28 protein-coding genes are annotated in these 22,463 nt (G+C 37.7%); 4 read left to right on the plus strand and 24 right to left on the minus strand.

Annotated features, from left to right (window positions below; genetic code table 11):
- Positions 1–77 precede the first annotated feature (77 nt).
- Positions 78–263 carry a hypothetical protein gene (locus ACFQ3J_RS26800; protein ID WP_090727708.1) on the minus strand — a complete coding sequence of 62 codons (186 nt, stop codon included), beginning with the start codon at positions 261–263 and terminating at the stop codon, positions 78–80.
- A gap of 139 nt (positions 264–402) precedes the next feature.
- Positions 403–1,056 carry a flagellar brake protein gene (locus tag ACFQ3J_RS26805; RefSeq protein ID WP_090727706.1) on the minus strand — a complete coding sequence of 218 codons (654 nt, stop codon included), beginning with the start codon at positions 1,054–1,056 and terminating at the stop codon, positions 403–405.
- Positions 1,057–1,389: 333 nt separating this feature from the next.
- On the opposite strand from ACFQ3J_RS26805, the gene ACFQ3J_RS26810 reads away from it, so the two are divergent.
- The gene (locus ACFQ3J_RS26810) at positions 1,390–1,818 is read left to right on the plus strand and encodes a hypothetical protein (protein WP_090727703.1); all 429 of its coding nucleotides are present in this window, start codon (positions 1,390–1,392) and stop codon (positions 1,816–1,818) included.
- Positions 1,819–1,920: 102 nt separating this feature from the next.
- The gene (locus ACFQ3J_RS26815) at positions 1,921–2,187 is read left to right on the plus strand and encodes a hypothetical protein (RefSeq protein WP_251584341.1); all 267 of its coding nucleotides are present in this window, start codon (positions 1,921–1,923) and stop codon (positions 2,185–2,187) included.
- Between the two features lie 284 nt (positions 2,188–2,471).
- Here the strand turns inward: ACFQ3J_RS26815 and ACFQ3J_RS26820 are convergent, their stop codons facing one another.
- The gene (locus tag ACFQ3J_RS26820; RefSeq protein ID WP_170862573.1) at positions 2,472–2,621 is read right to left on the minus strand and encodes a hypothetical protein; all 150 of its coding nucleotides are present in this window, start codon (positions 2,619–2,621) and stop codon (positions 2,472–2,474) included.
- A gap of 176 nt (positions 2,622–2,797) precedes the next feature.
- Entirely contained in the window at positions 2,798–3,139 is a 342-nt protein-coding gene (locus tag ACFQ3J_RS26825) for a YolD-like family protein (protein WP_090727699.1), read from the minus strand.
- 248 nt (positions 3,140–3,387) lie between these two features.
- Here ACFQ3J_RS26825 and ACFQ3J_RS26830 point away from each other — a divergent pair, with 248 nt between their 5' ends.
- Both ACFQ3J_RS26830 and ACFQ3J_RS26835 read left to right on the plus strand, forming a co-directional pair.
- A complete protein-coding gene (locus ACFQ3J_RS26830) occupies positions 3,388–4,275 on the plus strand; it encodes an ATP-dependent DNA ligase (RefSeq protein WP_090727698.1) in 888 nt (295 codons plus the stop codon).
- Positions 4,276–4,752: 477 nt separating this feature from the next.
- Positions 4,753–4,950, plus strand: a complete 198-nt coding sequence (locus tag ACFQ3J_RS26835; RefSeq protein WP_244533617.1) for a hypothetical protein — start codon at positions 4,753–4,755, stop codon at positions 4,948–4,950.
- A gap of 139 nt (positions 4,951–5,089) precedes the next feature.
- On the opposite strand, the gene ACFQ3J_RS26840 is transcribed toward ACFQ3J_RS26835, so the two are convergent.
- From ACFQ3J_RS26840 to ACFQ3J_RS26935, 20 genes are all read right to left on the minus strand, one after another.
- Positions 5,090–5,311 carry a hypothetical protein gene (locus ACFQ3J_RS26840; RefSeq protein ID WP_090727696.1) on the minus strand — a complete coding sequence of 74 codons (222 nt, stop codon included), beginning with the start codon at positions 5,309–5,311 and terminating at the stop codon, positions 5,090–5,092.
- A gap of 181 nt (positions 5,312–5,492) precedes the next feature.
- Positions 5,493–5,717 carry a hypothetical protein gene (locus ACFQ3J_RS26845; protein WP_090727695.1) on the minus strand — a complete coding sequence of 75 codons (225 nt, stop codon included), beginning with the start codon at positions 5,715–5,717 and terminating at the stop codon, positions 5,493–5,495.
- A 204-nt stretch (positions 5,718–5,921) separates the two neighbouring features.
- On the minus strand, positions 5,922–6,092 hold the full coding sequence (locus ACFQ3J_RS26850) for a hypothetical protein (RefSeq protein WP_170862572.1): 171 nt from the start codon (positions 6,090–6,092) through the stop codon (positions 5,922–5,924).
- Entirely contained in the window at positions 6,092–6,625 is a 534-nt protein-coding gene (locus ACFQ3J_RS26855; RefSeq protein WP_090727693.1) for a hypothetical protein, read from the minus strand. Before ACFQ3J_RS26855 ends, ACFQ3J_RS26850 begins: the two co-directional genes overlap by 1 nt.
- 39 nt (positions 6,626–6,664) lie before the next feature.
- Positions 6,665–6,868 carry a hypothetical protein gene (locus ACFQ3J_RS26860; RefSeq protein WP_090727692.1) on the minus strand — a complete coding sequence of 68 codons (204 nt, stop codon included), beginning with the start codon at positions 6,866–6,868 and terminating at the stop codon, positions 6,665–6,667.
- A 308-nt stretch (positions 6,869–7,176) separates the two neighbouring features.
- Positions 7,177–8,205 (minus strand): G5 domain-containing protein, encoded by a 1,029-nt coding sequence (locus ACFQ3J_RS26865; RefSeq protein ID WP_090727690.1) that lies wholly within the window; start codon positions 8,203–8,205, stop codon positions 7,177–7,179.
- A 241-nt stretch (positions 8,206–8,446) separates the two neighbouring features.
- Positions 8,447–8,911: a GNAT family N-acetyltransferase gene (locus tag ACFQ3J_RS26870; protein WP_090727689.1), complete on the minus strand. Its 465-nt coding sequence runs from the start codon at positions 8,909–8,911 to the stop codon at positions 8,447–8,449.
- A 56-nt stretch (positions 8,912–8,967) separates the two neighbouring features.
- On the minus strand, positions 8,968–9,420 hold the full coding sequence (locus ACFQ3J_RS26875; protein ID WP_090727687.1) for a hypothetical protein: 453 nt from the start codon (positions 9,418–9,420) through the stop codon (positions 8,968–8,970).
- A gap of 170 nt (positions 9,421–9,590) precedes the next feature.
- A complete protein-coding gene (locus tag ACFQ3J_RS26880) occupies positions 9,591–10,172 on the minus strand; it encodes a hypothetical protein (RefSeq protein ID WP_090727685.1) in 582 nt (193 codons plus the stop codon).
- A 31-nt stretch (positions 10,173–10,203) separates the two neighbouring features.
- Positions 10,204–10,449, minus strand: a complete 246-nt coding sequence (locus ACFQ3J_RS26885) for a hypothetical protein (protein WP_090727684.1) — start codon at positions 10,447–10,449, stop codon at positions 10,204–10,206.
- A 448-nt stretch (positions 10,450–10,897) separates the two neighbouring features.
- A complete protein-coding gene (locus ACFQ3J_RS26890; protein ID WP_090727682.1) occupies positions 10,898–12,313 on the minus strand; it encodes a fused MFS/spermidine synthase in 1,416 nt (471 codons plus the stop codon).
- A gap of 595 nt (positions 12,314–12,908) precedes the next feature.
- On the minus strand, positions 12,909–13,559 hold the full coding sequence (locus tag ACFQ3J_RS26895) for a hypothetical protein (RefSeq protein ID WP_090727679.1): 651 nt from the start codon (positions 13,557–13,559) through the stop codon (positions 12,909–12,911).
- Positions 13,560–13,573: 14 nt separating this feature from the next.
- Positions 13,574–14,653, minus strand: coding sequence for a WxL protein peptidoglycan domain-containing protein (locus ACFQ3J_RS26900; protein ID WP_139237039.1), 1,080 nt, complete (start codon positions 14,651–14,653; stop codon positions 13,574–13,576).
- A 307-nt stretch (positions 14,654–14,960) separates the two neighbouring features.
- Positions 14,961–15,887, minus strand: coding sequence for a tyrosine-type recombinase/integrase (locus ACFQ3J_RS26905; protein WP_244533615.1), 927 nt, complete (start codon positions 15,885–15,887; stop codon positions 14,961–14,963).
- 65 nt (positions 15,888–15,952) lie between these two features.
- Positions 15,953–16,555 (minus strand): helix-turn-helix transcriptional regulator, encoded by a 603-nt coding sequence (locus tag ACFQ3J_RS26910; RefSeq protein ID WP_090727676.1) that lies wholly within the window; start codon positions 16,553–16,555, stop codon positions 15,953–15,955.
- A gap of 76 nt (positions 16,556–16,631) precedes the next feature.
- A complete protein-coding gene (locus tag ACFQ3J_RS26915) occupies positions 16,632–17,084 on the minus strand; it encodes a hypothetical protein (protein ID WP_090727675.1) in 453 nt (150 codons plus the stop codon).
- Between the two features lie 816 nt (positions 17,085–17,900).
- Entirely contained in the window at positions 17,901–18,827 is a 927-nt protein-coding gene (locus ACFQ3J_RS26920) for a DUF4238 domain-containing protein (RefSeq protein ID WP_090727673.1), read from the minus strand.
- A 200-nt stretch (positions 18,828–19,027) separates the two neighbouring features.
- Positions 19,028–20,116, minus strand: a complete 1,089-nt coding sequence (locus tag ACFQ3J_RS26925) for a hypothetical protein (RefSeq protein ID WP_090727672.1) — start codon at positions 20,114–20,116, stop codon at positions 19,028–19,030.
- 179 nt (positions 20,117–20,295) lie between these two features.
- The gene (locus ACFQ3J_RS26930; RefSeq protein ID WP_090727670.1) at positions 20,296–21,816 is read right to left on the minus strand and encodes a DUF4365 domain-containing protein; all 1,521 of its coding nucleotides are present in this window, start codon (positions 21,814–21,816) and stop codon (positions 20,296–20,298) included.
- Positions 21,817–22,038: 222 nt separating this feature from the next.
- A partial coding sequence (locus tag ACFQ3J_RS26935; RefSeq protein WP_379294415.1) for an S-layer homology domain-containing protein occupies positions 22,039–22,463 on the minus strand: 425 nt, incomplete at its 5' end.

A 22,463-nucleotide genomic window follows, 5' to 3' on the forward strand; every position in this document is an offset into this window, starting at 1 on the left:
TGCATGCCCAATTCTCCTTTAACTGACTACCAGCTCCTCAAACATCTCTTTCTTCGAATTAAACAAGGGATGAAATCCTACGAATTCATGAGCTTGAGTGAGGAAAACGAATTATATTGAGGGAGTTGACTGATGACAGAAACGATCATCATAATCGCATCATTATTTGAACCAAATTGTTCTTTAGAATGTACTGAATCCTCCTTATCATACAATCCCTTTCCCATTTCTAATAATCCAATGATGGCATCAATCTTATTCAATCCATATTCCCCCTAAACGATAATAAAAAAAGGAAGCACAACACACTTAGATCTACTAAGTGCGAGGTGCTTCCTCGCTCCGATATTTAATTAATCAATATTATATACCTACTTTTTTTCTATGTCCATAGCAACCGAGTTACTTTGTCCTATCAACTAAGTTTCGGAGTTTGAGCTGCTCCTTCATACAAAATTTAATGATCCTTTCCCTGTGTGACTCTCGGATCTCTGTGAATTCTATAGCGGTTTGGAACATACTCCTATTATTGAGCTTCACATAGACAATTCTTGAAACAAAAGGAACTGTAAATGCATCCTCCCCGTTTGCAATATACAAGTTTCCTTGTATTCCAGACTGATTCTTTTTAAACTTTGGTTCTTTACTGAGAAATGACACCCCTCCACCGCTGATGTCCTTTGTAACAAAGGAAAGATCCTCCTCATTCAAGCTCAAAATGAGTTTTACGGCTGCCGGCACTCGAAAGTATTCTCTTTGCTGGATATGAAGAACATCCTTGTCACCTGGAATAGCTAGTTGAAGTTTAGCAGGAGATTTCTCTAGCTGTGTCATTACTCTCGTTTTAAATTGGTACCTGTCTCCGGATTCTCCACGATATGAGACAAACACTTCCTGCAAAACAAGCGCGGGTAACGAAACTCTGTGTTTAGAAATAATGGAACCAATCCTAAACGAGATCTCGTCAATATCCTGGATCTGTGCAACCAGCATATTTCCCTCTCTATCCTCAATTTCAACATACTGATTTACAAATAAAGTATCTAGAGCATTCATGCGTCCTGATTATCCCTCCTTAATTTGTGTAAACGCAAAAAAAGCACGACAAGCCCAAGAGGGGCTGCGCGTGCTTCGCGTTTTATGTATTTAATTCCTTTAATTTTATCACAAGGACCAACTAGGGTAAATGCTACGACACCATTCAAGATTAAAGCGGAATGCAACCGACACCGCATATGGTTACTGATGTTTTCCTGCAAGATGTCGTAACTCCTTATAAAACTTGACTCAAGACAGATAATATTGTGTTTTGTGTGCGCCAGATGTGGCGGGTATATCCCATTTAAAATTATAATTAACTTCTCACAATAAAATAAGGAGGTGAATCCTTTGGATAATAAATTCAGCAGCAATTTGATAGCTTTTATTTCTGGTTTACTTGTATTCTCTACTGATTTTTTCAGTAGAATGCCATCTTTGGACAGTACCGGTTTATCACTTTTTGGTGGATACATATTTCTTTCAGTCTATCATGGTTGGAAGTTCGCTGCTCCGCGACTTTCCAATCTTACTTCAGCAGTCGTGTTCTGGCTATATCCGGTGGTTTTTGGTTTTACAATGCTTTGGGCGATGCTCATCGGAATGATGATCTCGGCACCTAAGTTTGTCATTTCGTTTTTTAAATGGCGATCTACAAGAACCCAAGCTACAAAACCATTGATAAATAATAATATGGCCACGGCATCTATTCATACACCTATCGAGCACAGGTCTGCTGCAGACCTTTCTAACGTGGTACCTTTACATCGTAAAAAATAGTTCTTAATTTTCATAATGTATTGGCCCTGCAGTTCAGTTGAAAGAAGGTGATTAACTATTACGGATCCTGTCATGCTTCGTATACAAAGACGCGTGGTGGAGATGAAATACACTGATTCAGTCGAGAGTTACGACGACACCGTGGAAGAAGTCTACGAGATCAGGGAAGTCAGAGACTGGGTTTACTCTATTTTCAGGCTTTTTCCACACTTTATCTACTTTATCAGTATGGAGTTTGATTCCCATCTCACTGTCCTAGCTTGCCTTGGTGATGTTGAAACCATCCGACTTGGAAGTTATCCATTAACCCCAAACGAGAATAAAAAATTAGGAATAGACATTGTACAAGAAGCACCACGGGCCCTCTAAAAGATCTCAATTGATGATGATTTATTCCTAGCAATAGATTTAGCCATTCGGAAATACACAATGTCGATTGAGGACCATCTTGGATCCTTGATAATTGTGGACATGATTCGAGGCGTAACAAATCGATGGACATAAAGAAGCGCACCAGGCATATTTGCTCGGTGCGTATTTTCTCATTATAGGCGTTATAAACTTCCCCATATGTACCTCATTACAACTTAATACTCATCCACTTCCACAATGCACAATCCTGTTCATTATGTTCCCTAATTGAATGTTACTGTTTAGTGTGACAATTTCATATCGTCTATCAGGTTTGGTGAATCATCCTTGCCTTTTTCGGTTCTTAATAACTCACGTTCGTCGCCGTTATCCTCTACAAGTACAGCTACAAGTTTACTTTTGCTGCCATTTTCATAGACTTCAATTTTCATTTACACATAACTCCTATTCAATATGATTGATAAAACGCTAATGGGGCCAGTCTTCTTGATAACAGTAAAAGTGCAGCTAAATAAAGAAATAAGTATGATACAAGTTGCTCCAATAAAGCTGCTGCAGAACTTTTTTAAGCTAGTTCTCTTCTACATGAGACTTTTCATTTATTCGATTAGTCGTAACCTTCTATATCAACTCGCAGCACATCTTGTATGTCAAACCATTCTCCATCAACTTTGAACCGTTTGAGCCGGATATCTACCTTCTCAACAACCCCAATTACTCGTCGGTCCTCGAATTCATCGTACAACTGAACATTGATTGGCAAACGCTGCTGGATAGATACTGCCAGGGCTCTGCTGACGATCTCTTTCTCTTGATCGTCAAGATAAACACGGCCCTTCTTACTTTTTTCACGGACATGTTCAACGTAAGCTTCTTTATGTTCCGGCATAATCATACGGCTTGATTCCCAAAACATGTTACTACCTGGTGTAAGTTTGTTTCCTATCATCGTGATCACCTCAGAGCTAATTATATAAGAACATTAGTTCTTATTCCAGTGACTATTTTTTCTAGGGAAGCAGGGTTAATTTGCAAACAAGGGGCTTTCACTTAACTTTCCAGGACATGTCCAGTTTTCGAATATCACCTGCAACAATAATTGGTATACGTATTGCACATAATTCTCAGCTGTTCCAACGGTTCCATATACCTTTTTATATCTTCTCCATGTTAAGTTCATTATGGAGGAGATAGCTTATGTTAAATGAACCATTAAAACCAATGCTCCTTCAGCCGATGCTCCCTTCACAAATAAAGAAAGACTTTAAATCGAGCCTGAAATGGGATGGCTTTAGGATATTAATACATTATAACCACGGTGCGGTGAGAGCTTTTACAAGGCATGGAACAGAGGTTACGTCAAGATTTCCTGAACTGAATAATATTAAACTTCCCGTAAAGACGGCCATATTGGATGGTGAGTGTATTGCCTTCGATTTAACACAGGCTAAAGATCAACCTCCAAAATTGTGGTGGGATGACGCGATGACTAGATTTAATACAAAAAAGGAATCAGCTGTTAAACAAATAGCAAAAACTTTACGAGCTCACTTTCCATTATGGGATATACTTTTTTTGGATGGTAAACCCATGCTGAATTCATCATTCATGCAGCGCAGAGAGGCGCTTGAAGATATAGTAGATAATTCAGAAACTCTCTCAATTACCCCTTTATATAATGATGGAGAAGAACTGTTCTTGAAAGCTAAAGAGCTTGGACTTGAAGGAATTGTTCAATATCACCCAGACGCTCAAATTCACCTAAATACACGCTCTAAAAATATGATTAAGGTCAAGGCCTATCAGTACATTACCTGTCAGATTTCTTCAGTAAGGCTTGTAGGCGGTTTTGGCTGGGGTTTAACCGTAGATGGCAAATATGTAGGTCTATTGGAATTCCCACCGAACAGCAAAGCAATACGTGCGTTTAATCAGGTCTCTAAACAACTAGTTACGCATGAACACAAAGGCTGGAGATACATCGAACCAGTTTTAGGTTGTAAAATCAAATTTCAGTGTTTCACTAAAGATGGAAAGCTGCGATCACCGAAGTTCGAAGAATTTATCACAATTACTTCTGTGTAAAGAAAAGCTCAAGATATCCTTTACTGGCGCAAGGATATCTTGAGCTTTTTTACATCGATTTTTAAACGATACCTTTGGTTAAATTTATAGTTGTTGCTATTGTATGATCGATACCTTCTTTGATGTAACATCGGAGTTCTAAACAGTAACCGCCTCTGTATTATTAGAAGGGAAATGTCAGAGGTGGTAATTTTCACAGGCATTAAATTTGATGCTCAGGCTATTCTTCATCATAATTCATTATAATGAACAGCAGGTGTTTTCTGACTAATGTGCTGATTTCGTCTACCATAATTACATTGGTCCACTTTCATCAATTGATCGGGGGACTGTGCTATTGACTACGGAAAGAAGAAGTAGTAGTCGTACTTGGGTTAACTATTTGTGTCTTATTACAAAGGAAGACTACTAATAAATTTTAACTGTAAGACGAGATATAGGATAATGTAATCAATTACAATGGAGGAAAAGAATTATATGGCCAATCGTTTTATGAAAGAACTGTCTTCAGATATACAATTACATACAGCTATGATACATAAAGAGCCCATTGTAGTATTTAATTCGAATGAACTCGTAGGGAGCGGAGTCATCGAAGAAATCACGGAATCCTCAGTAAAAATCCGTGGTCAGTATTATTACAAGGGGGGCTTTACTTTTAAATATGCTAAATAATAAAATGCCCGGGATTCAATAGAGCGAGCAGGATCATCCAGTTTAGTCCAGGTATCAATATATTTTGGCTTTTACTTTCTTGGTGATAGGATATAAAAAAGAAGCCACCTGGTTAAGATGGCTTCCTCTAATTACACTACTACTTTATAAATGTAACGCCAATCGGGTTATACAAGTCACATTCCCCGTTCTCTGAAACAGCCCATACTAAAATGTATTTATTATCTATTGCATCTACCGCAAGTGCTGTGTATGTTTTACCATCATCACTCTTTTGGGGATTCTTAGTAGTCCTCAATACCCTGTCCTCCCATTTTAATGACACTGAGTCGTTTTCATTCATTTGGCTAAATAACTTCATATTCGCTCTCCTTCATTTAATTTTTCACTCAATTCATTACCTCGTAATTGGAGCGGCTTTATAGTCTGCTATGTCCCCAATTCCCCTCTAAGCCTATATACAAGTTAAACGTGCAAGCATAGCTTAATGATAAAAAGATTCTAACTCTATTTTTATTGAACGGTTTTCAGTTCCTTAAAGTTTATAGTAACCTTATAATCAACTCTTCATTGGAGATATTTTTGTTGTGCTCTTTTTGCAACTTATCCAGTTCGAGCGGCTCAACTTCAAAAAAGCCATTATCCTTCTCATAGGAATATTCTTCATCTATCAGCTGGTGAATGCCCTCCTCATTCTTCTCCATAACTGCATCATGCAGGCGAGAGTTAAAAATCGCTTTCAATAGAACCCAGTCGTTTAACTTCAAGATCTTTGCACCCCTTCGATTTCATAAAAAATAAAAGAGGCCCAGCAGACTACTGCTAGACCTCTTGTTCCATAACGAATAATTTTTGGTAATTCTAACTTGGAGACGAATCTCATCATGTTATCAGAATTAACGGTAATCGCCATTTAAAATCCATGATCCATCAACTCCATGATTAACGGTTATTGCTCAAATAGAGTACAATCATTTCCGATGAACAGGTGATTCTGCTTTTCGCTGGCGCAGATATTCCTGCATTAAGCGATCGCGTTCATGACGCTCATTTTCATTCAAAGGCGGGATAGCAAGAACACCTTTGCCTGCTTCAGCAAGTTTTTCGAAAGCATCTATTATTTCTTTGCTGTCGTTAGTCATTAGCAAGATCCCTCCTCAAAGTATTGATCAACCAGTTTTCTAGCTGCCTCCGTCTCGATCGTCATCAAATGTCCACCGATTCGTACTGCACCCAGCTTCTCCTGATAGTGTTTAATCAAATTGGTTTTCGAGGTAAAAGCAATAACACCATCAAATCCCATCTCGAAGCTTATCTTACAAGCGAAGGCGAATAAATGAGCACCTACGCCGATAAACAGTTGATTACTTGAACCGATATTCCAAGGGGCATTTTCGACAAGCATTACATCGATGTAACCTTGAGCAATCTCATAGCTGATAAGTCCTTGGATCTGATCAGAACCCACAACCATAAGTTTTGCCACCTTGCGATTCGGTGCTGAGTATTCCTTAGTCCAATTGAAATTAATCCAGCCTTGCTGTTTAGTAAGATGTTTAAGATCTGAACTCAGCAAAGGCTCTATCAATGTCTTATATTCTTCCCCAGTCTCCCGGTGTATTAAACACGGTGTTAATTCGTCAATAATGATGTCAATTTCACAATCGATATTCATACTTTCCTCCTGTGTATTATAACATAAAAATAAAATAGATTATGTACAGCGCTGTGTGCTCTGCTGTTTTTTATTTCCGACACATGAGATTTCACGCTTAGTTAAGCGTACCGTATTCCCTAAAGGAGTGATTGCTGTAAAAACAGGCCCTCTTTTTGTAAATTCAACACTTTTCACCTTTGCAACCTCTGTTCGGACACCAAATTCTGTCTCTACATCAAAGAAAACATTTTTATTAATCATCTTTTTTGCCCTCCTAGAGAAACGTTAATTTCTAAACAAATATTTACAGATGTAAAAAACACCATAAGTGCTATGACCTCAACAGTCATGCGTCAAATGGTGTTTTGATATCCATGAGGATATAAATTGAATTACTCAAGAAGAATTAAAATACAGACCTATCCCACACGCAATAAAAATTATCATTAGAATGCTCCCTATGCCCAAGCTGGGGAGTACGTGGAAAGAAAAGGAATGGTATTTATGTATTATATCACTGCAGCATAATCCAGACAATAAATGAACTTCATATACAGTCAGTAAAATCTCTAGTTTGGTTGTTTGGGACCAATAACGTATACCGTATGTCCATACTTTCGTCCGAATTGTTGTGCTTTCTCCAGCTCCTCTATATACACATCTATGATATTTCCTTTTATAGCACCACCAGTATCCTCTGCTTTCCGATATCCCACACCCTCGATGTATACCCACCATCCCATCGGGATGATCGTCGGATCGACAGCAATAGTTCTTCCTTCGGAAACTGTAGTTCCTGAAGATGTAATACCGAAGGCAGGATCACCTGGATTCTTACCCGTAGATTCAAAACCAGCGGTATATGCGGTCAACTCAACATCATCCAGCTTAAACTTATAATTTACCGGCTCTGCTTCTAACGTAATGACTTTTGGCTCTTCAGAATGTGAGTGATTATCTTCAGTTGGAGTATCTTCATTAACTGTTTGTGTATTGGATGGAGGATCTTCGCTAACTTTACTTTGGGTCACAAATGGATCTGAAATGGGAACAACAGGTTCAGGAGTTGCAGTACCTACTGCAACGACCTTTGGCGTATATGGATTGATTACTTGGCGTTTTAATACTTTCTCTGTAGCCGAGACTCCGTTTTCTACCCGTAGCAAGCGTTGTACCTTTTGTTTACCTGGCTTTCCCTCTTGAATTACTTCTTCCGTTCCTATGAGCATATTCGGGTCATTATAAGTTACTGTTTCGTAGGGGATTTCTTCAATTACCTCATTCTCATTTTCGGAAACTCGTGTCACCCGTATTTTGACTTTTTCAGAGAGTTTCGTCATTGTCGAAGGTTCTACAATATCCTGCTCTCCCACGCTCACATCAAGCTGCTTAAGAACTTCCCCTACAGTTTCAGCATGAGTATTAACCGTCATATTGTGACTATCCACCATTACTTCAACACGTTTTTTTACTAGTGCAGCACGTTGAGGTTCATTGCTTTCCCCTGAGTTTAGGACGATTACGACTGAGATACTGGCGAATACAGGAATCGCGATCGCTAATCCTATTAGAATTTTTCGGGTCCTATCATATAACAACAAAATATCCTCCTTAAAAAAACAAAAAAGTACCAGACAAACCCTTTTGGGGCAGCCTGGTACTTCCAGTTCGATGTTATTTGGTTAATTTCAGTATAAGTGAGCAGACAATAAGTAGCAATAACAAATAGGAAATCTACATTATACTTTCAGTAAGTTTGCACTTTTAACTCTTCGCCAAACTTTACCCAAAAGGTAAGGAACACCAACAGCATATCCTTTAAATTGATAAGCCCAACATTCACACCTTTCTCAGGAAATGGAGATTCACTAAATATTGATTGAAGCTATCGAATGAGAGGCAAGTCGTGATTGTTTTTTTACGAAGTCTATCCAGTTTAGCTGACTTACCTTTATCAGTGAGATCTGTCCCAATTACGATATTATCTTGACTAAGAAAACCGTTTAATGTTAAATAAAGACCCTTAGCGATACCTTGCCTTTGGTGGTCTTTTCTAACGTCGACATACGATATACTGTACGATAAAGGATGTTGGGGATCTTGATAAAGCAGCATTACTCCCCTGACATCTATCCCTTCAACGGCTATTACACAGTAATATTCCATTATCGATGCCATGTTAAAGTCTATAGGAGAGAAAAAATGAAAGCCCTCGTAAACTCTACTACCGTTTGAATTCTTTCCTTCATTCAATCCCCCTGCAATTTCCCTCAACTCATTTAGAGGTATAAACTCATACTTCACTATCTTCCTGCCCCTCCTATGATCTATATACTATCTGGGGTTATAGTGCGGGACTTTTAAGGAGAATAGAGCTCATCCATGATACCGGAGAGCGGAATCCAATAAAAACCGATCAATGCACCTTCTTCAAGACCCGGAACGTTTTTCGCATAGCGTTCACAAGCGTTGAATTTCCAACCTGTATGGTTAATAAAATTTGTTGGGAAATTGTCTATCGGAGTTCCATCTGATGTGTAATATCCTTTTTCCAGTTTTCCACATTCCACATCTTTCTCATAATCTTCGAATCCCTGTAACATCGCAGCTAGCAACGGTTCTTCGTTGCTCTCTAGGTCCACTCCAGTAACAGTGAATATTTGCTGCCGATAAATGAATTTCTTTCCTTCTATCCCTTCAGGGATCGTATCGACGAATAGGTAGTCCGTATCTGGATTTAAATCGTTGAGGGCATCCTTGTAAGACTCCAACGTGACGGCTGATATTTTCACTTTGTTATTACCAAATGTCATGAATTTTTACCTCCTAGTAATTTAAATAAAAGAGATGAACTCTTACTGAGTTCATCTCTTGACCGGTATTTCCGTTACTAAATTCAAATTATTAATTCACATAAGAATAAGCAGTTTGATATTTTCAATCCTTCAAAATAAAGCATTTCAGAAGTATATAGTAATTGAAATCATGTTACTTGTTCTTCTACAAATTCTCCCATGCTAAATAACTGATTACTGATATTACTCTCCAAAAACTCCATATTACCAAGTTCATCTGGTGCAGACAAGTACGTAGTCACCTTCCGCTTAAAATATTCTCTGCCGTACCTTCTAATAATCGCGCCGCATGAAATGGTTTCAAACGCCTTGTCGCGACGAATAGCTCTCCACTCGTCTCCTCCGCCTACGCAGTTGATGAAGCAAAGATCTTTATAGTAAAACCCTTGCCCGACACAGAAGTTCCCATGCTCTAACATTTGGATCAGATAATCCAACGTTTTACATTCCGTGAGCATCCTCTTATCGAAAAACGGGTCTCTTGCTGCCCGAATGTAACGATTACGCGAACCTATCTTTTCCCACGTTTCTAGCCAAGTTGTATCTTGTTCACCATAATCCTTTATGATTTGAAGACCTTTGTAATTCTTGCCTTCAGCAGCAAGCTTCTGAATAGAGGCAAGTCGGTCCTCAGTTATTTGGCGAATTTCCCATCTGTCTCCAATAGGATTTGAGTAATTATAAAAGTAACCAATTTCAATGATTTTCACAAGCATTTCTCCATTCGTTGTTTATCGTTGATTAAACCCACTCTGTGGACGATTCGCGGTCGGCCTTAAAGTCATAAAATTCTAAGAAAGTTAGACCCCAATCCTCGGATCCGAGCGGTCTCTTCTCTACAATGCCAGTTTCCTTAACTACTTTGAACTCAGACTTTTGCCCATCTTCCCCTTCATTGATGAAGTAATGAGCATGACAGTCCTCCATGTCGAATTTAGTGATACCACCATACTCCACAGTAATTTCTTTTTCCATTTCAATGATCATCACACTTTCCTCCTGATAAAAAATTTGGGTTGTTCAGGCAAAAAAATAACGCCTGACAAAAACCTCTGATTCTCGCATTGGCGATTTTAGAATCAGCAGCTTTGGTCAAGCGTAATTTAGACATTAAAAAGCGCACCAAAGGATAAAATGTCATTAGACATAGTAATCACCCATGGGCGCATTTGAATTCATAAGAATAAGTGGTATGGCGCGTGCCACCACTATAAAAAAGGTCAACAGTAAAGTAAAGGTATACATCAATTATAGCAGACTTTCGATCCTTCGCATAGATAGTGAAAGTCTACTTTAATAAAGAAGCAGGATTAATCATCGACACGTTCTTGCTCGACCCCACCCATTTAAGGTAACCAAAAAAGTATTTCACATCGTTTTGTACTCGCCGGCAGCTTAACAGAATTCTATTTCTTGACTATACAGCTGACAATAATTAATTCAACCTGCTAAACTTCGTGCTTGAATCCGTTATAATTTCTCCAGGATTTAGTTTCACCTCAAAATATTCGCTGTATTCTTTCTGTTCAATGAGTGAATGGCTGGCGAGTATTGTGATGTTTTGCAACTTGTCCTGATCTTCAGCGCTTGCGTACACACGTACGAAAGGAAATTGGTTTGCGATCGTGGAATGAATTGCTTCAAGGACTTCATCTCCACGTAATTTCCCAATCACATTCATAGCCAGCACTCCATTATGACTGAGTTTTTGCCTTGTGATGTCAAAGAATTCCCTAGTAGTTAGATGGAAAGGCACGACATCGTTGCTGTATGCATCAAGCACGAGATAATCAATGGAGTGATCGAGCTGTTTGGACAGGAGCTTTCTACCATCTCCAACTTCAACAGAATCTCCTTCGTACAAGAAGTATTTCTTACTCATATCAACAACAACAGGGTCGATCTCTGCTGTAATCACATCCTTGCCAAGTTTCTCGTAATGGCGAGCCGTCGTCCCTACACCGTGACCAACGATAAAAACTCGCTCCATATCTGTAATTAAATTGTCTCCAACCTCTTGGAAGTGACGAGCATATTTGAATAATACCTCATCTGGATTATCTAGATTAATGCCCCCTTGATAGCCCTTCGGACCAAATTGCATGTAGCGGTACTCCCCAGGAATACCATTCCTTTCTTCGCTTTCAACAATATATACATTATGGTACGCACTCGATTCTTCAGCGATTAATCGTGTACCTGGTGCATTAATATGACTCTCTGCGAATTGAAGAAAGGGAAGAAGACAAAACGCAAAGCTAGGTAACACAAACACCATTTTTCTTCTGAATTTCAAACCTATATAAAGGATTAAAGCTATAACAAGCCCACCAGTAAATGAGGCAAATATGACCTCCAACGAGGCCGCAGGCAACAGCCAGAATGTTACGAGTATAGTACCTGCGATACTCCCTACTGCGGATATCGTATGGAACTTACCAATCTGAGCCCCACTGAACGAAAGGCTAAGCCCTTCCTTTGTAATCGCAGGGACGATAGCACTCAAAGCAACGTTCGGTACAAGAAAAAGGAGCAAACAACCTAGTAGCACTCCAATATTATTAGGCAATTCATTAAGTGAGTTCAATACTGGAGACACCATAGGAACAGCTGCGACAGTAATCATCGCGATTGAAAGGTACAGAATGACCATAACCTGAGAATTAGATCTATCAGCATGTTTTCCTCCAAACCAGTACCCTATTGTAGATCCGGTAAGAAATGTGCTAATAATGGCCCCCCAAGTAAACATAGTACTCCCAAAATAAGGAGTAAGAACTCTTACAGCTGCGATCTCAAATCCCATGTAAATAAAACTGGTCACAAATGCGAGTGTATAATATAAAATCATCTCCGCTCCCCCTCTCTAAGACAGCAATTTGAATCCGTCTGCTTGTAATTGCTACATCGATGTTCTTCATTCAAAAAAGTGTTCATTTGGAAATGCCATAACTTAGACCATAATTTCTCAAATATAGATAAGTGTTGATGATTCAGTAATCCGACTTGAATTCCTAACCGTTGCTTCCGGAATAGATTCAAAACTTTGCCTCCTTAAAATCCCTGTTAAACAGAAAAAGGGAAGCACCCAATATGGCTTTATCGCCAAAAGGGTGCTTCCCTACAAAAGTATTTAATTATTGTTTAGTATATATATACTAGCACTATAGGTCAATACTTATTCCACTTACTGCTCTTGAACAATGGTCCTGTGACTGAGCTTTCAGGCATACGATCGGAAAGAGATAAAAAAAGATGCCTCACTGAAATAGGCATCTTTTGCTAATAGTTTAGGAGATTATCATTAGACTAGCAACCAGTCCAGCCATTATCGTCATCTGAGACAAGACAACAAAGCCGTCATCTTTGAAATAGGCGGAAAATTTGCTTAGAACAACGGCTATAAGGCACGCTATAATAAAAATCAGGCTACCAGCTAACATTAATTAAATTCCATTCGCCAGAGTATAAGTTAACTTGCTAGTGTATGTAGTTGCCACAGCACCAATTGTATCCCCAACTTGGTAAGAGGATCCTTCACCGTTAAGCTGACTAACGGTTACAGTCTTCGGAGTATTTATCCAAAATGTTGGAATCACTTCATAATCACCCATACCAAATCCAGGGTGAGCACTGAAAATAGTTTGTGGAGTCGATGACAAATGGAAGGAACTAGACAACGGTCCGTGTGTAGGATCCACTTCCTGCCCAATACTCACAAGGACTTCTCCAGATCTTACTTCAACACTAGACGCTGGATAGGACAAGACATATGTACCATTGCCCCCTGAAGAAGGGTCGGTAAGTGGCTGACTGTAAAAATCTTCTGCAGATAACGTAAGTGTCCATCCGTCTCCTCGACCCGTGTCATCAGTAAGATAAATTTTACTTGATACCGTTGCACCTTTCCATTCATTACTGTTGATTACCTTAGGTGCGAAAATGATTGGATCCGCTGAAAATGTGAGTTGTCCCCCTACTAAGCTAAATTGGCTTTCAGTCGATTGACCAACTTCCTCTGCTGCTGCAGATAAAGGAACAGACACTAATAGTGCCAGACCGAGTAATGATGCTCCAAACTTCTTTGTTTTTGACATTTTCATTCTCTCCTTTAGTTTTTAGTCGCCTCTAGAGTCTCTTTAGAAGTTACATACTCATCACCCCTCTCAGATTTTCTTTTTGACTTCTTAAATAGAAGAATGATAAGAAGTAACATAACAATAAAACCTAAAATTGCAGTCAATAATATTACCTGAGTATCATTTTTCTGTGTGACTATCTTAATAATATTATTGTCCGCAAGTGTTCTTTGAGATGTGGTGACCTCTTCTTGGTTTAAGGTGAATTCAAATTCCCTTGAGAACCTTTGATCTTCCCATTCTCCTACTAATACAGCTTTATAATTCCCTTGCTCAAGGAAAGTGTCTTTTAAGATAAAATCAGTTTTTGCCTCCGTGTTAGCATATACGGAATCCATACTTAATGAACTCTCATAAATATTTTGATTCGTATCGAGATCAATTAACTTCATTTCAATATCTGGCTTTCCAAGAATGTTTCCACCATTTTCAACATGTGGTGATACACTTAACAAACCATTGCTTAAATACTCATATTCAAAATCAGAGAACGAGAATTTTGAATTCGCTTGATCTGAGTTATAATCGCCAATAATCTGAATTCCGATTTTAGTTAAAGCATCAGTTTGGAAGGTTACTTCTTGAGATTTACTTTTTACTACTTCAGGTTCTTTATATTCTTGTAATGCTATGTAAGAAATATATTGGCCGTAACTCAAATCTTTAGGATACTCAATGTTGAATGAGAAATTCTTAGCTTCTAATGGCTGAAGAATTATCTTTTCTGGCTTTGTCTTAATCCATTTAGCTGGACCCGATACTGTCTCTCCATAATCTCTAAAATTTTTACCACCATTTAGTTTTGGAACAACATCAGCAGGATACAAATAAAATACTGATTCATTTTCCTTGCTATGATTTGTGACTGTGACTGTATAAGTATGCTTCGAACCTGGAGTGATTTTTGTGTGAAAACCACCAGCTAAGGTTTCTGTATTCTTGTCAGCTATTATCATTGATACTTTAAAGTCTGTAGCAGAAGCAGTATTAGCAAATAAAGTGAATAACAGCATACATAGAACTTGAATACGAATAGTCTTTAACTTCATCATTCTGATCTCCTCATTTGTTTTGATAGACTTTCCAAATTTTGCTCAAGAAATCATTAAAATTGTTGGGCCATGCTTATATTTCCTTATCAGAAAACAAAAAAGTACCCCACACTTACCAATGTAAGCGCGAGGTACTTCCTCGATAGAATATTCAATTAAAATGATCATATACCTACTTTTATCCTAAGTCAATATACCTAATCGGAATTTTTATATTGATGCATGATACACTATTGATCATGCATCCATGATCAAATAATCTAAACTTCGCTATACATTTATCAGCAGCGCCTCGTTACAGTACATTTCATAGGGAATGAAGCGGAATGCTCACAGTAGCCATTGCCTTTTTCTTTTGTTCATCGTTTACATGTGTATAGATCATTGTCGTTTCTATCGAGGAGTGTCCAAGTAGTTCCTTTACGACGCGAATATCTACTCCGTTTTTGAGGAGCATTGTCGCGAAAGAGTGCCGAAGTTTATGGCAGGATAACTTCATGTCCGATAATTTTGGGTTTTGGCTCTTAAATTCTGTAAACATTAGGTTTGCGATCTTCTGAATCTGACGGATCGATAACCGCCTTCCCTTTTGTGAGACAAAAAAGGCTTCTTCCTTCTTGCTGTATGGTGTAATCCGTTCTTCCTCAACCTTACTTAGATATTCAACTAGCAGTTCAGGCACAGGTATCTCATTCCATTTACGGCCCTTACCAAAGACCTCAATTGTCGCCTTCGAACGCTTAAAGTCCTTAAGGTTTAATCGATGAACTTCTCCCACGCGAAGGCCGCAGTATCCCATGAGAAGGAATATGGCTATGTTTCGATTGCGATACCTGCCTTTTATAAACTGAAGACTTTCGACTAACTCTTCTTCCTCTAAGTAAACTGGCTTCTTGTTCCTTTCAGTCTTTGATTTTTTTACTTCCATTGCAGGATTCCTAGAAGCCATCTCAAAGTCTATCATCGCTACGTAGAACGATCTAATTGCCGAAAGTGATCGATTTCGGGTTCGGTCGCTTGTAGACTCTTGCTTACTCACAAGAAAGTTTATTATATCGATCTTACCTGCTTTTTCGAGGATAGTTCCATTTAATGAATCAAAGTAAGAATAAACTTCCCTCATATATTCACGCTGTGTCGCGTCTGTATAACCCGATTGCTTCATCCATATAGAAAAAGCACGAATTTGTTCATCATATACATCTTCCAATTCATATTTACGTGACGAGTCCAACGCCTCACCTCCCCCTATTTTCCTTTCGAAATTATTACATGCTACGGTTAGTAAATTCTTATATCTTATTGTTTAGATTTAGAGTAGTAAGGACGGAATTCCTTAGCCGTAAATCTCGTTTCCAAGAACAAATCTGGATTGTATATAATATGCGGCGGAAGCTTAAAAAACTTACAAACCTTATCTATGATCTCGATTGGTGGAATCCTTCCTTCATGAATGTGAGTACGGAAAAGAGGTCTACTGTACCCTAAATACTCAGCTAAATCTCGGTGGTTGATATTATGGACTACCATTAAACCTGCCAGTATTACATTCAATATTTTATCACCTAAGAAACCTTGATGTAGTTTGGTCTCAAAAGGTATTTTAATCTGCATTTCCTCGCAGTGTTCAAAGAACAAAACATCTTCTGGTAAACCAAAAAATTCAGATATTTTCTTTCTATTGGCTTCGCCAGGATTTCTTTCATACACCCAAGAATGTGCAGTACGCTTCGAAACACCTATTGCCTCAGCAAGCTCCGAAATTTTAGTATTTGTACCATAGAGCAGTGCCATGAGAATACGATTTTTAACAGTATTTTTGGTAGGAGTACGAAATCGGGGCTTCTTTATACCTTTCCCAAGATACCTATGTTGCTTGTCGTATACCTTACTATTATCCATCAAAATCTAAATTCACCTCTTTAAGAATTTATTCCCTCTTTAAAGGACTAATATGTAATCTTCTTAATATACAAGTCTATTTCTTTCTCTTCTTACCCTTAAGGGAATCTCGGAACTTTGATACAGCTATTTCTATAACAGGTTGCCAAAGATCGAGCTGTTTTTCAGTCATAAATTTAATTTCATTTGCAGATAAGACGTCTATACTATGAACTAAACACTCTGGGTATACCTTATATCTTGGTTTACTAAACTCTATCTCATAATCATGATCAGGAAACTCATCACGAATCAATTGTCTAAGCTTTTGTTCATCATCCTCGATAATAATAGCCTTCCTACTGCCTGTAAACGGTATAGGAAACGATTTATAGTAAATCTTTTTATCCAGCAAAACAATACAGCATTTCTTTGTAAATGATGTCTCTAAGATAGGTTGAAGTTCTAACCTATACTTTCCAAGATTCGGGTCGATCAAATGAATGTCGTCATCTAACGCTTCATCAATTACCTTTTTCACAAAAACCATCACTCTACCTCCAAATGCATCCATCCTTATTTATCGGCCATTAAATTTTATCGTGTAATCTCGAAAAATTCGAACACCTTATTCTTGTCTATTAATTTATTCTATTAATCTTAAAAATACTGGAATAAAACGACTTTCTTTTATGTGAAACTACCTTTCTTCCTAACTAAAAATCGTTTTAGTTTGAAAGTGCGCAAAATCTGGGTTTGGCGTACTTATTTTAGCACATATGTTCTTATAAAAGTAGATGTTTCTTCAGAATTATATCTTATCTATTGAATTTTCTCTTCGTTGATAAATCTTATAACTGTGTTTATTCCCCCCAATCCCCCTCCTAGTCTCCTTTTTTGTAAACAGTTCACTTTTGAGTTTACTAGTAATTTATTATGTTAACTCTTCTGTTGACCGTAAGAAATTTAGATTCATCAAAACTGAATAGTTTAATGAATATTAAAATGATCATATAATTGTTTATTATACTTATTAATTTACTTAATATATTCATATTTATTTGTATATTCATTTTTATGAACAAAAATATATGTGTTTAAATTAAAATGAGGGAGGGAGAATTTGATATAAAAATGTTTAGGCGAAGTCGAGTTGATTGCTCCAGAGCTTCACGGCTTGTTGTCCCTGCTACTTTTAACGTCGCAGGGACTCAGGCGGTGGACGATAAACATATATCCAAGCTGGAACTTGCTCAAAGCCATTCTTTCTCAATCTGTTTGTAAACGTTAAGTTTCAAATTTTTCTCTGCTCTTTGTTCCATTTCCCTCATGGTCTAAGACAAAGCTGTTACTGTTAGGTTTCTGCTCAATTGAAGCAATTTAATACTGCCACTTCGTTAGCATATACCTGCTTTTTAGAACCTTTAAAGATGAGATCGTTATATCTTTGAACTTCACCTTCCTCAATATCGATTGAGTCATCCCATTTCTTAGAGCTCTGCAATAAAAGCAGAGCTATTTTTGCTGATACTGGATAATATAGTTCCAACTCGTTAGTCTGTTCTAGATTATTGTAATCCGCCTTTGTATTGATCACGGGTTGATCTCCGGTTATAAATGGAGTAGGTGTGTTATTTTTTAGAATTATGCAGACAAAATTATTATTAGGGAGCGACATCTGATGACCTAAATTCGTAGAGAATACATATTTTAAAACGTTCCAAATCCTTTCCGGATCGAAATCAGACCAGTTCCCAGGAATAAATTTCATGCTTCTAAGGAATGATTCTTTTATCACATTTGTCCGAAAATATTGAGTGCAGATGAATTCATTAAACTCTGCCTTCCCCTGCTCGTCTTGATAAAACGATGCATCACCTTTTCTGAGAGACTCTAAATACGGCTTTCCCGTATCTTCAATTCTATTGTGAAGTTCTTCTTCAATATTATTGATCTCCAAGTCAAATAGAGCCTTCACTTCTTCGGAAGATTTCCTCTTCTGCTCTAAAGTCCTTTTAATTTCGAAGATCCGATTGAAATAGATAATCCAATCTTTATTAACTTTTTGAACTTCAGGAGGCCCCAAATGTTCTATGAAAACAGTCGTTATTAACTCAATATCGAATGTAGTAAGTTCATTTAAGCGATAAAAATCGCGGATATTTGCAACATCTCTAGCGCTGGCAGGGAAAATCTTATTGTCCCGTAAACAATAAAGTCTACCATTTTCATTCTCCCAGGCAGTCAAATAATGCCTCCAAACATAATGCTGCCGTCTTTTTTTCCCTCCCATTTGACCACCCTTTTCAAAGTATATATTCTGCTCGATCGCTTAATGCTCCCGGTAGCAAGTCAAAAACTTTATATCCATGATCCCAGCTTACAACTTCATTTTGTTGAGATAATAGTCATCAAAAAACATCATCAACTCATATTCATGAGGTATGTCGAATCCAAAAACAAAAAAACCATCCTTGTGGATGGCTTTTACTTCTATATTCTTGATACTGCTGCCTGTTTTATAGCTGACTGTTCAAGTTCCTCCAAGTCTCGCCGAATGATGTCCTCTGTCAAAGATTGGGATCCGGCCACCCAATCCTGCTTTTTACGCCGTGCAACGACTTGTTTATATGCAATGATTGAGTCAAAATCCGACGAGGACGCGGGCCGACGCGTTTGAGAAGTTATTTGATTATTCAACATGCGTTTCATAAGATCCACTCCCTCTTCTAATAAGTCTGGATTTTGAAAATCACCCGAAAAACAGAATTTATTTGGTAATATAAATTTACCACGTTCCGAAGACATATTCAATGATATCCGGTAATCCTCCACGAGAGCCTCTTTTAAAATATGGAGTTTTACGGCTGCTGAATCTTTATCGAATAATGGAATCCTTTTATCAATATTAAACATATATCCTGACTCAAGAAACCATTTGTAAATTTGTGCTTCATCATTAGGTCTAAAATTCAATGATTCAAACTCACGAACGTTAAGAACATGGCCAAACTCGTGTTCTAGAGATTGGGCGCAACGCTCATGGAGATTTAACATCCTTAGATTTTCAATCAGATTATTTTGGTCATCTGATTTCATGTGCCCTTTAAAAACCAGATCCCTAGCTTCATCCAAATAATATCTTTTCTCTGTTTCATATCTTTGTTCAGTGTTGTCAGGTAAAAGAATAATCCGTTCCTTTTGAGAAGAAGGTGACTTATACATGAGAGCAATTCCATCACCTGCTAAATGAGAGCGAAAACGAAAATAGAGATTAAATAATTCAATTTCATGAAGTCGAGCTCCTCGACGAGTCGCTATCTTGATCCCGCCATTCATTTCGTGTTTTGTTCTCGGAGGATATGTATACTGAACCTGTTCACTGCTTTGAATCAGTTCTAAAACAAGTCCAAGCTTTTCTCGAACATTTTTAAAGTGAGGCTTTTCAAATTCATATATAGCTTGATTGAATTCTTCCCAAGTTCCGTATTCTATTTCATCAATTACAACATGGCAATCATCCTCATCTAACCCTAAATAATTAATAGCTGTGACGAACTCTAATTTAATTTGGTTTTCCAAAATTTCAGCTCCGTTTCCCGTTCAGATCAGTCAAGCTTGTCCATTTACTGGTTACTCCTATATCTCTGCATCTAAAACTTGCATTATTCTACTGGAGCCCTCGTGTAATTACTAGCATCAGAGATGTTGGATTAGTTTCGCAGCATCCAACTTTAAGTTCACTTAATTGTAGCTGAATCTTACAATACAATACTTCGTATACCTAGAGGATTATCTATAATTTCAGCTTGCTGCTTATCTGCAGAAAACATAAACGCTACTTCTTCTGTTAGTAGAAATATAGGGTTAGATATACCGATGCTTTCGATGGCTATACATGACTTAGCAATTGGATTACGTGTTGATTTAATACCAACTATTCTACCAGACTCCTCTCTATATAATTCACTATCAAACTCCATTATTAGCACAAATTGTCCCTCAGGCAAACAAATTATAAAGGGACAATGTATCTTGTTTTTTATTACTTTTAACGTTGAATTATCTGTTTCAGGATTATAATGAAGCGTGGATTTTTTATCAAACAACAGTTTCGCAACAAACATATACGAGAACCATGTTTCTTTATTTTCAAGTGCATTCAGTTGAACACAGGGTTCTACTGCAAGAGCGTCATAGATTTTAGGTAAATGTCGAACAACTTCACCGAGATAAAGTAGTATTGGCCAGGATTCAGAAACCGAAAGTTGATTTATAGTATCTCCAGGCCGAATTTTCCCTAAGAAGTTAATTAATTCAGGGTAATTAAACATACTATCAGCATTTTTTTCAGTAATAATAACCTCTGTATAGTGACGGAACTGGTTGTCTTCAGCTTTTCTTCTTCTTGATACAGATAAGCTTAAACCGCTAGGATGATAGTAAGCCGTCTCATCTCCAAACCCCCTTATTTCAAACTGACAAGTAGCAATCTCTTTCCCTTTTCGCATTAAAGTAACACGACACACATCATAAACTAAAGGAGCGATAACAGATAAAGAGTCAGCGATATCGTCAGTGTGTTGAAATATATTTTTGAAAGTGCTTTGTGGCAAAGACAACTTATTAAGATCTTCAGATAAAAAAGAAGTTCGTACACGTGGAAAAAGTTTATGAGTTTTGTCAAACAGATCCTCTACTTGGTTCACCTCAACTATGGCAACACTACCTTCTTCCGACTGACTAATGCTCAGTTTCATATCTCCAATTAATTTTTGGAGTTCTAATTGAACCTTCAATAAATCAAGCTTATTCTGGTATGACCTTTTCTTTATAATAGACAATTGTTCAATGAAATGGTCTACATCATTGCTCATTTTCGAAGGATCCAATCGGAAAGAGTTTTTTTTCTTTGACAAACGTTCATGAAATTCAAGGAGTAACTTTTCATCAAAAAAACGGTGATAAATTTCATTTTTAAGAGTATCAACCAAAATAAACACAAGAGGCTGTGTAGATTTAAGTGTGAATTCCATATCTGCTTTATTAAGATTACTACTTGGAATGTCGTTAGCAGAACTTTTCACATTCACCAGAAGAAACTCAGCATGCATTGATTGTTTATGACTGGTTGATTCACTTCCAATCTGGCATGAGAAATCTATACCATAGTCACGTTCAAGTTTATTTGGTATTAAATTAAGTGATCGCTGGGCATAAATTCTAAATAAGTCTTCTCCTAATTCACCGATTTTTTGGCTGTTATTTCTATACTTCGCCATTTGTTCCTCCAAGATTTATTAATTTATTTAGAGTATATACTTTTTTCGGAAATAAAGATGAGAAAACGTATAACCTATCAAAATTCCAACTTACTTTCCAAGCTTTTATAGAAGTTATAACTTGAAATAATGAGCCTTTCACTAGGAGTCCATCGGGGGATATCTTAAAAAAAGCAAGGGTGTGTAGAACCCTTGCTTCAAGATAAACAATAACTCTATTATCTAACGAATACCAAACACTGTATCGTACATCCGATAAATCATTGCTGCACTCTCAGCTCTCGTTAACTTCCCCTTTGGTTTAAAGGTACCGTCCGGGTATCCCTGAACTAATTGATTGACGCCTAAACCAATGACCTCTGATCTTGCCCAACTGGATACTTCTTCTACATCCGTGAATTCAACTTTCCCTTCCGGTATCATCGGTCCGTACAGTGCATTGGCCAGCATTTTAGATGCTTGTTCTCTCGTGATCATCTCTTTCGGTCTAAACTCGGTTTCACTAAATCCTTTGACCACTTGATTAGCGAGTGCAATTTTCAATTCCTCAGCATACCACTCGGTCTCATTCGTATCGTGAAACGTCAATTCAATGGTCTCATCGGTCTCCAGCTGCAGCGCTCTTACAAGTAGCGATACAAATTCAA

The organism is Paenibacillus provencensis, assembly GCF_042678545.1.
Classification (GTDB): domain Bacteria; phylum Bacillota; class Bacilli; order Paenibacillales; family Paenibacillaceae; genus Paenibacillus; species Paenibacillus provencensis.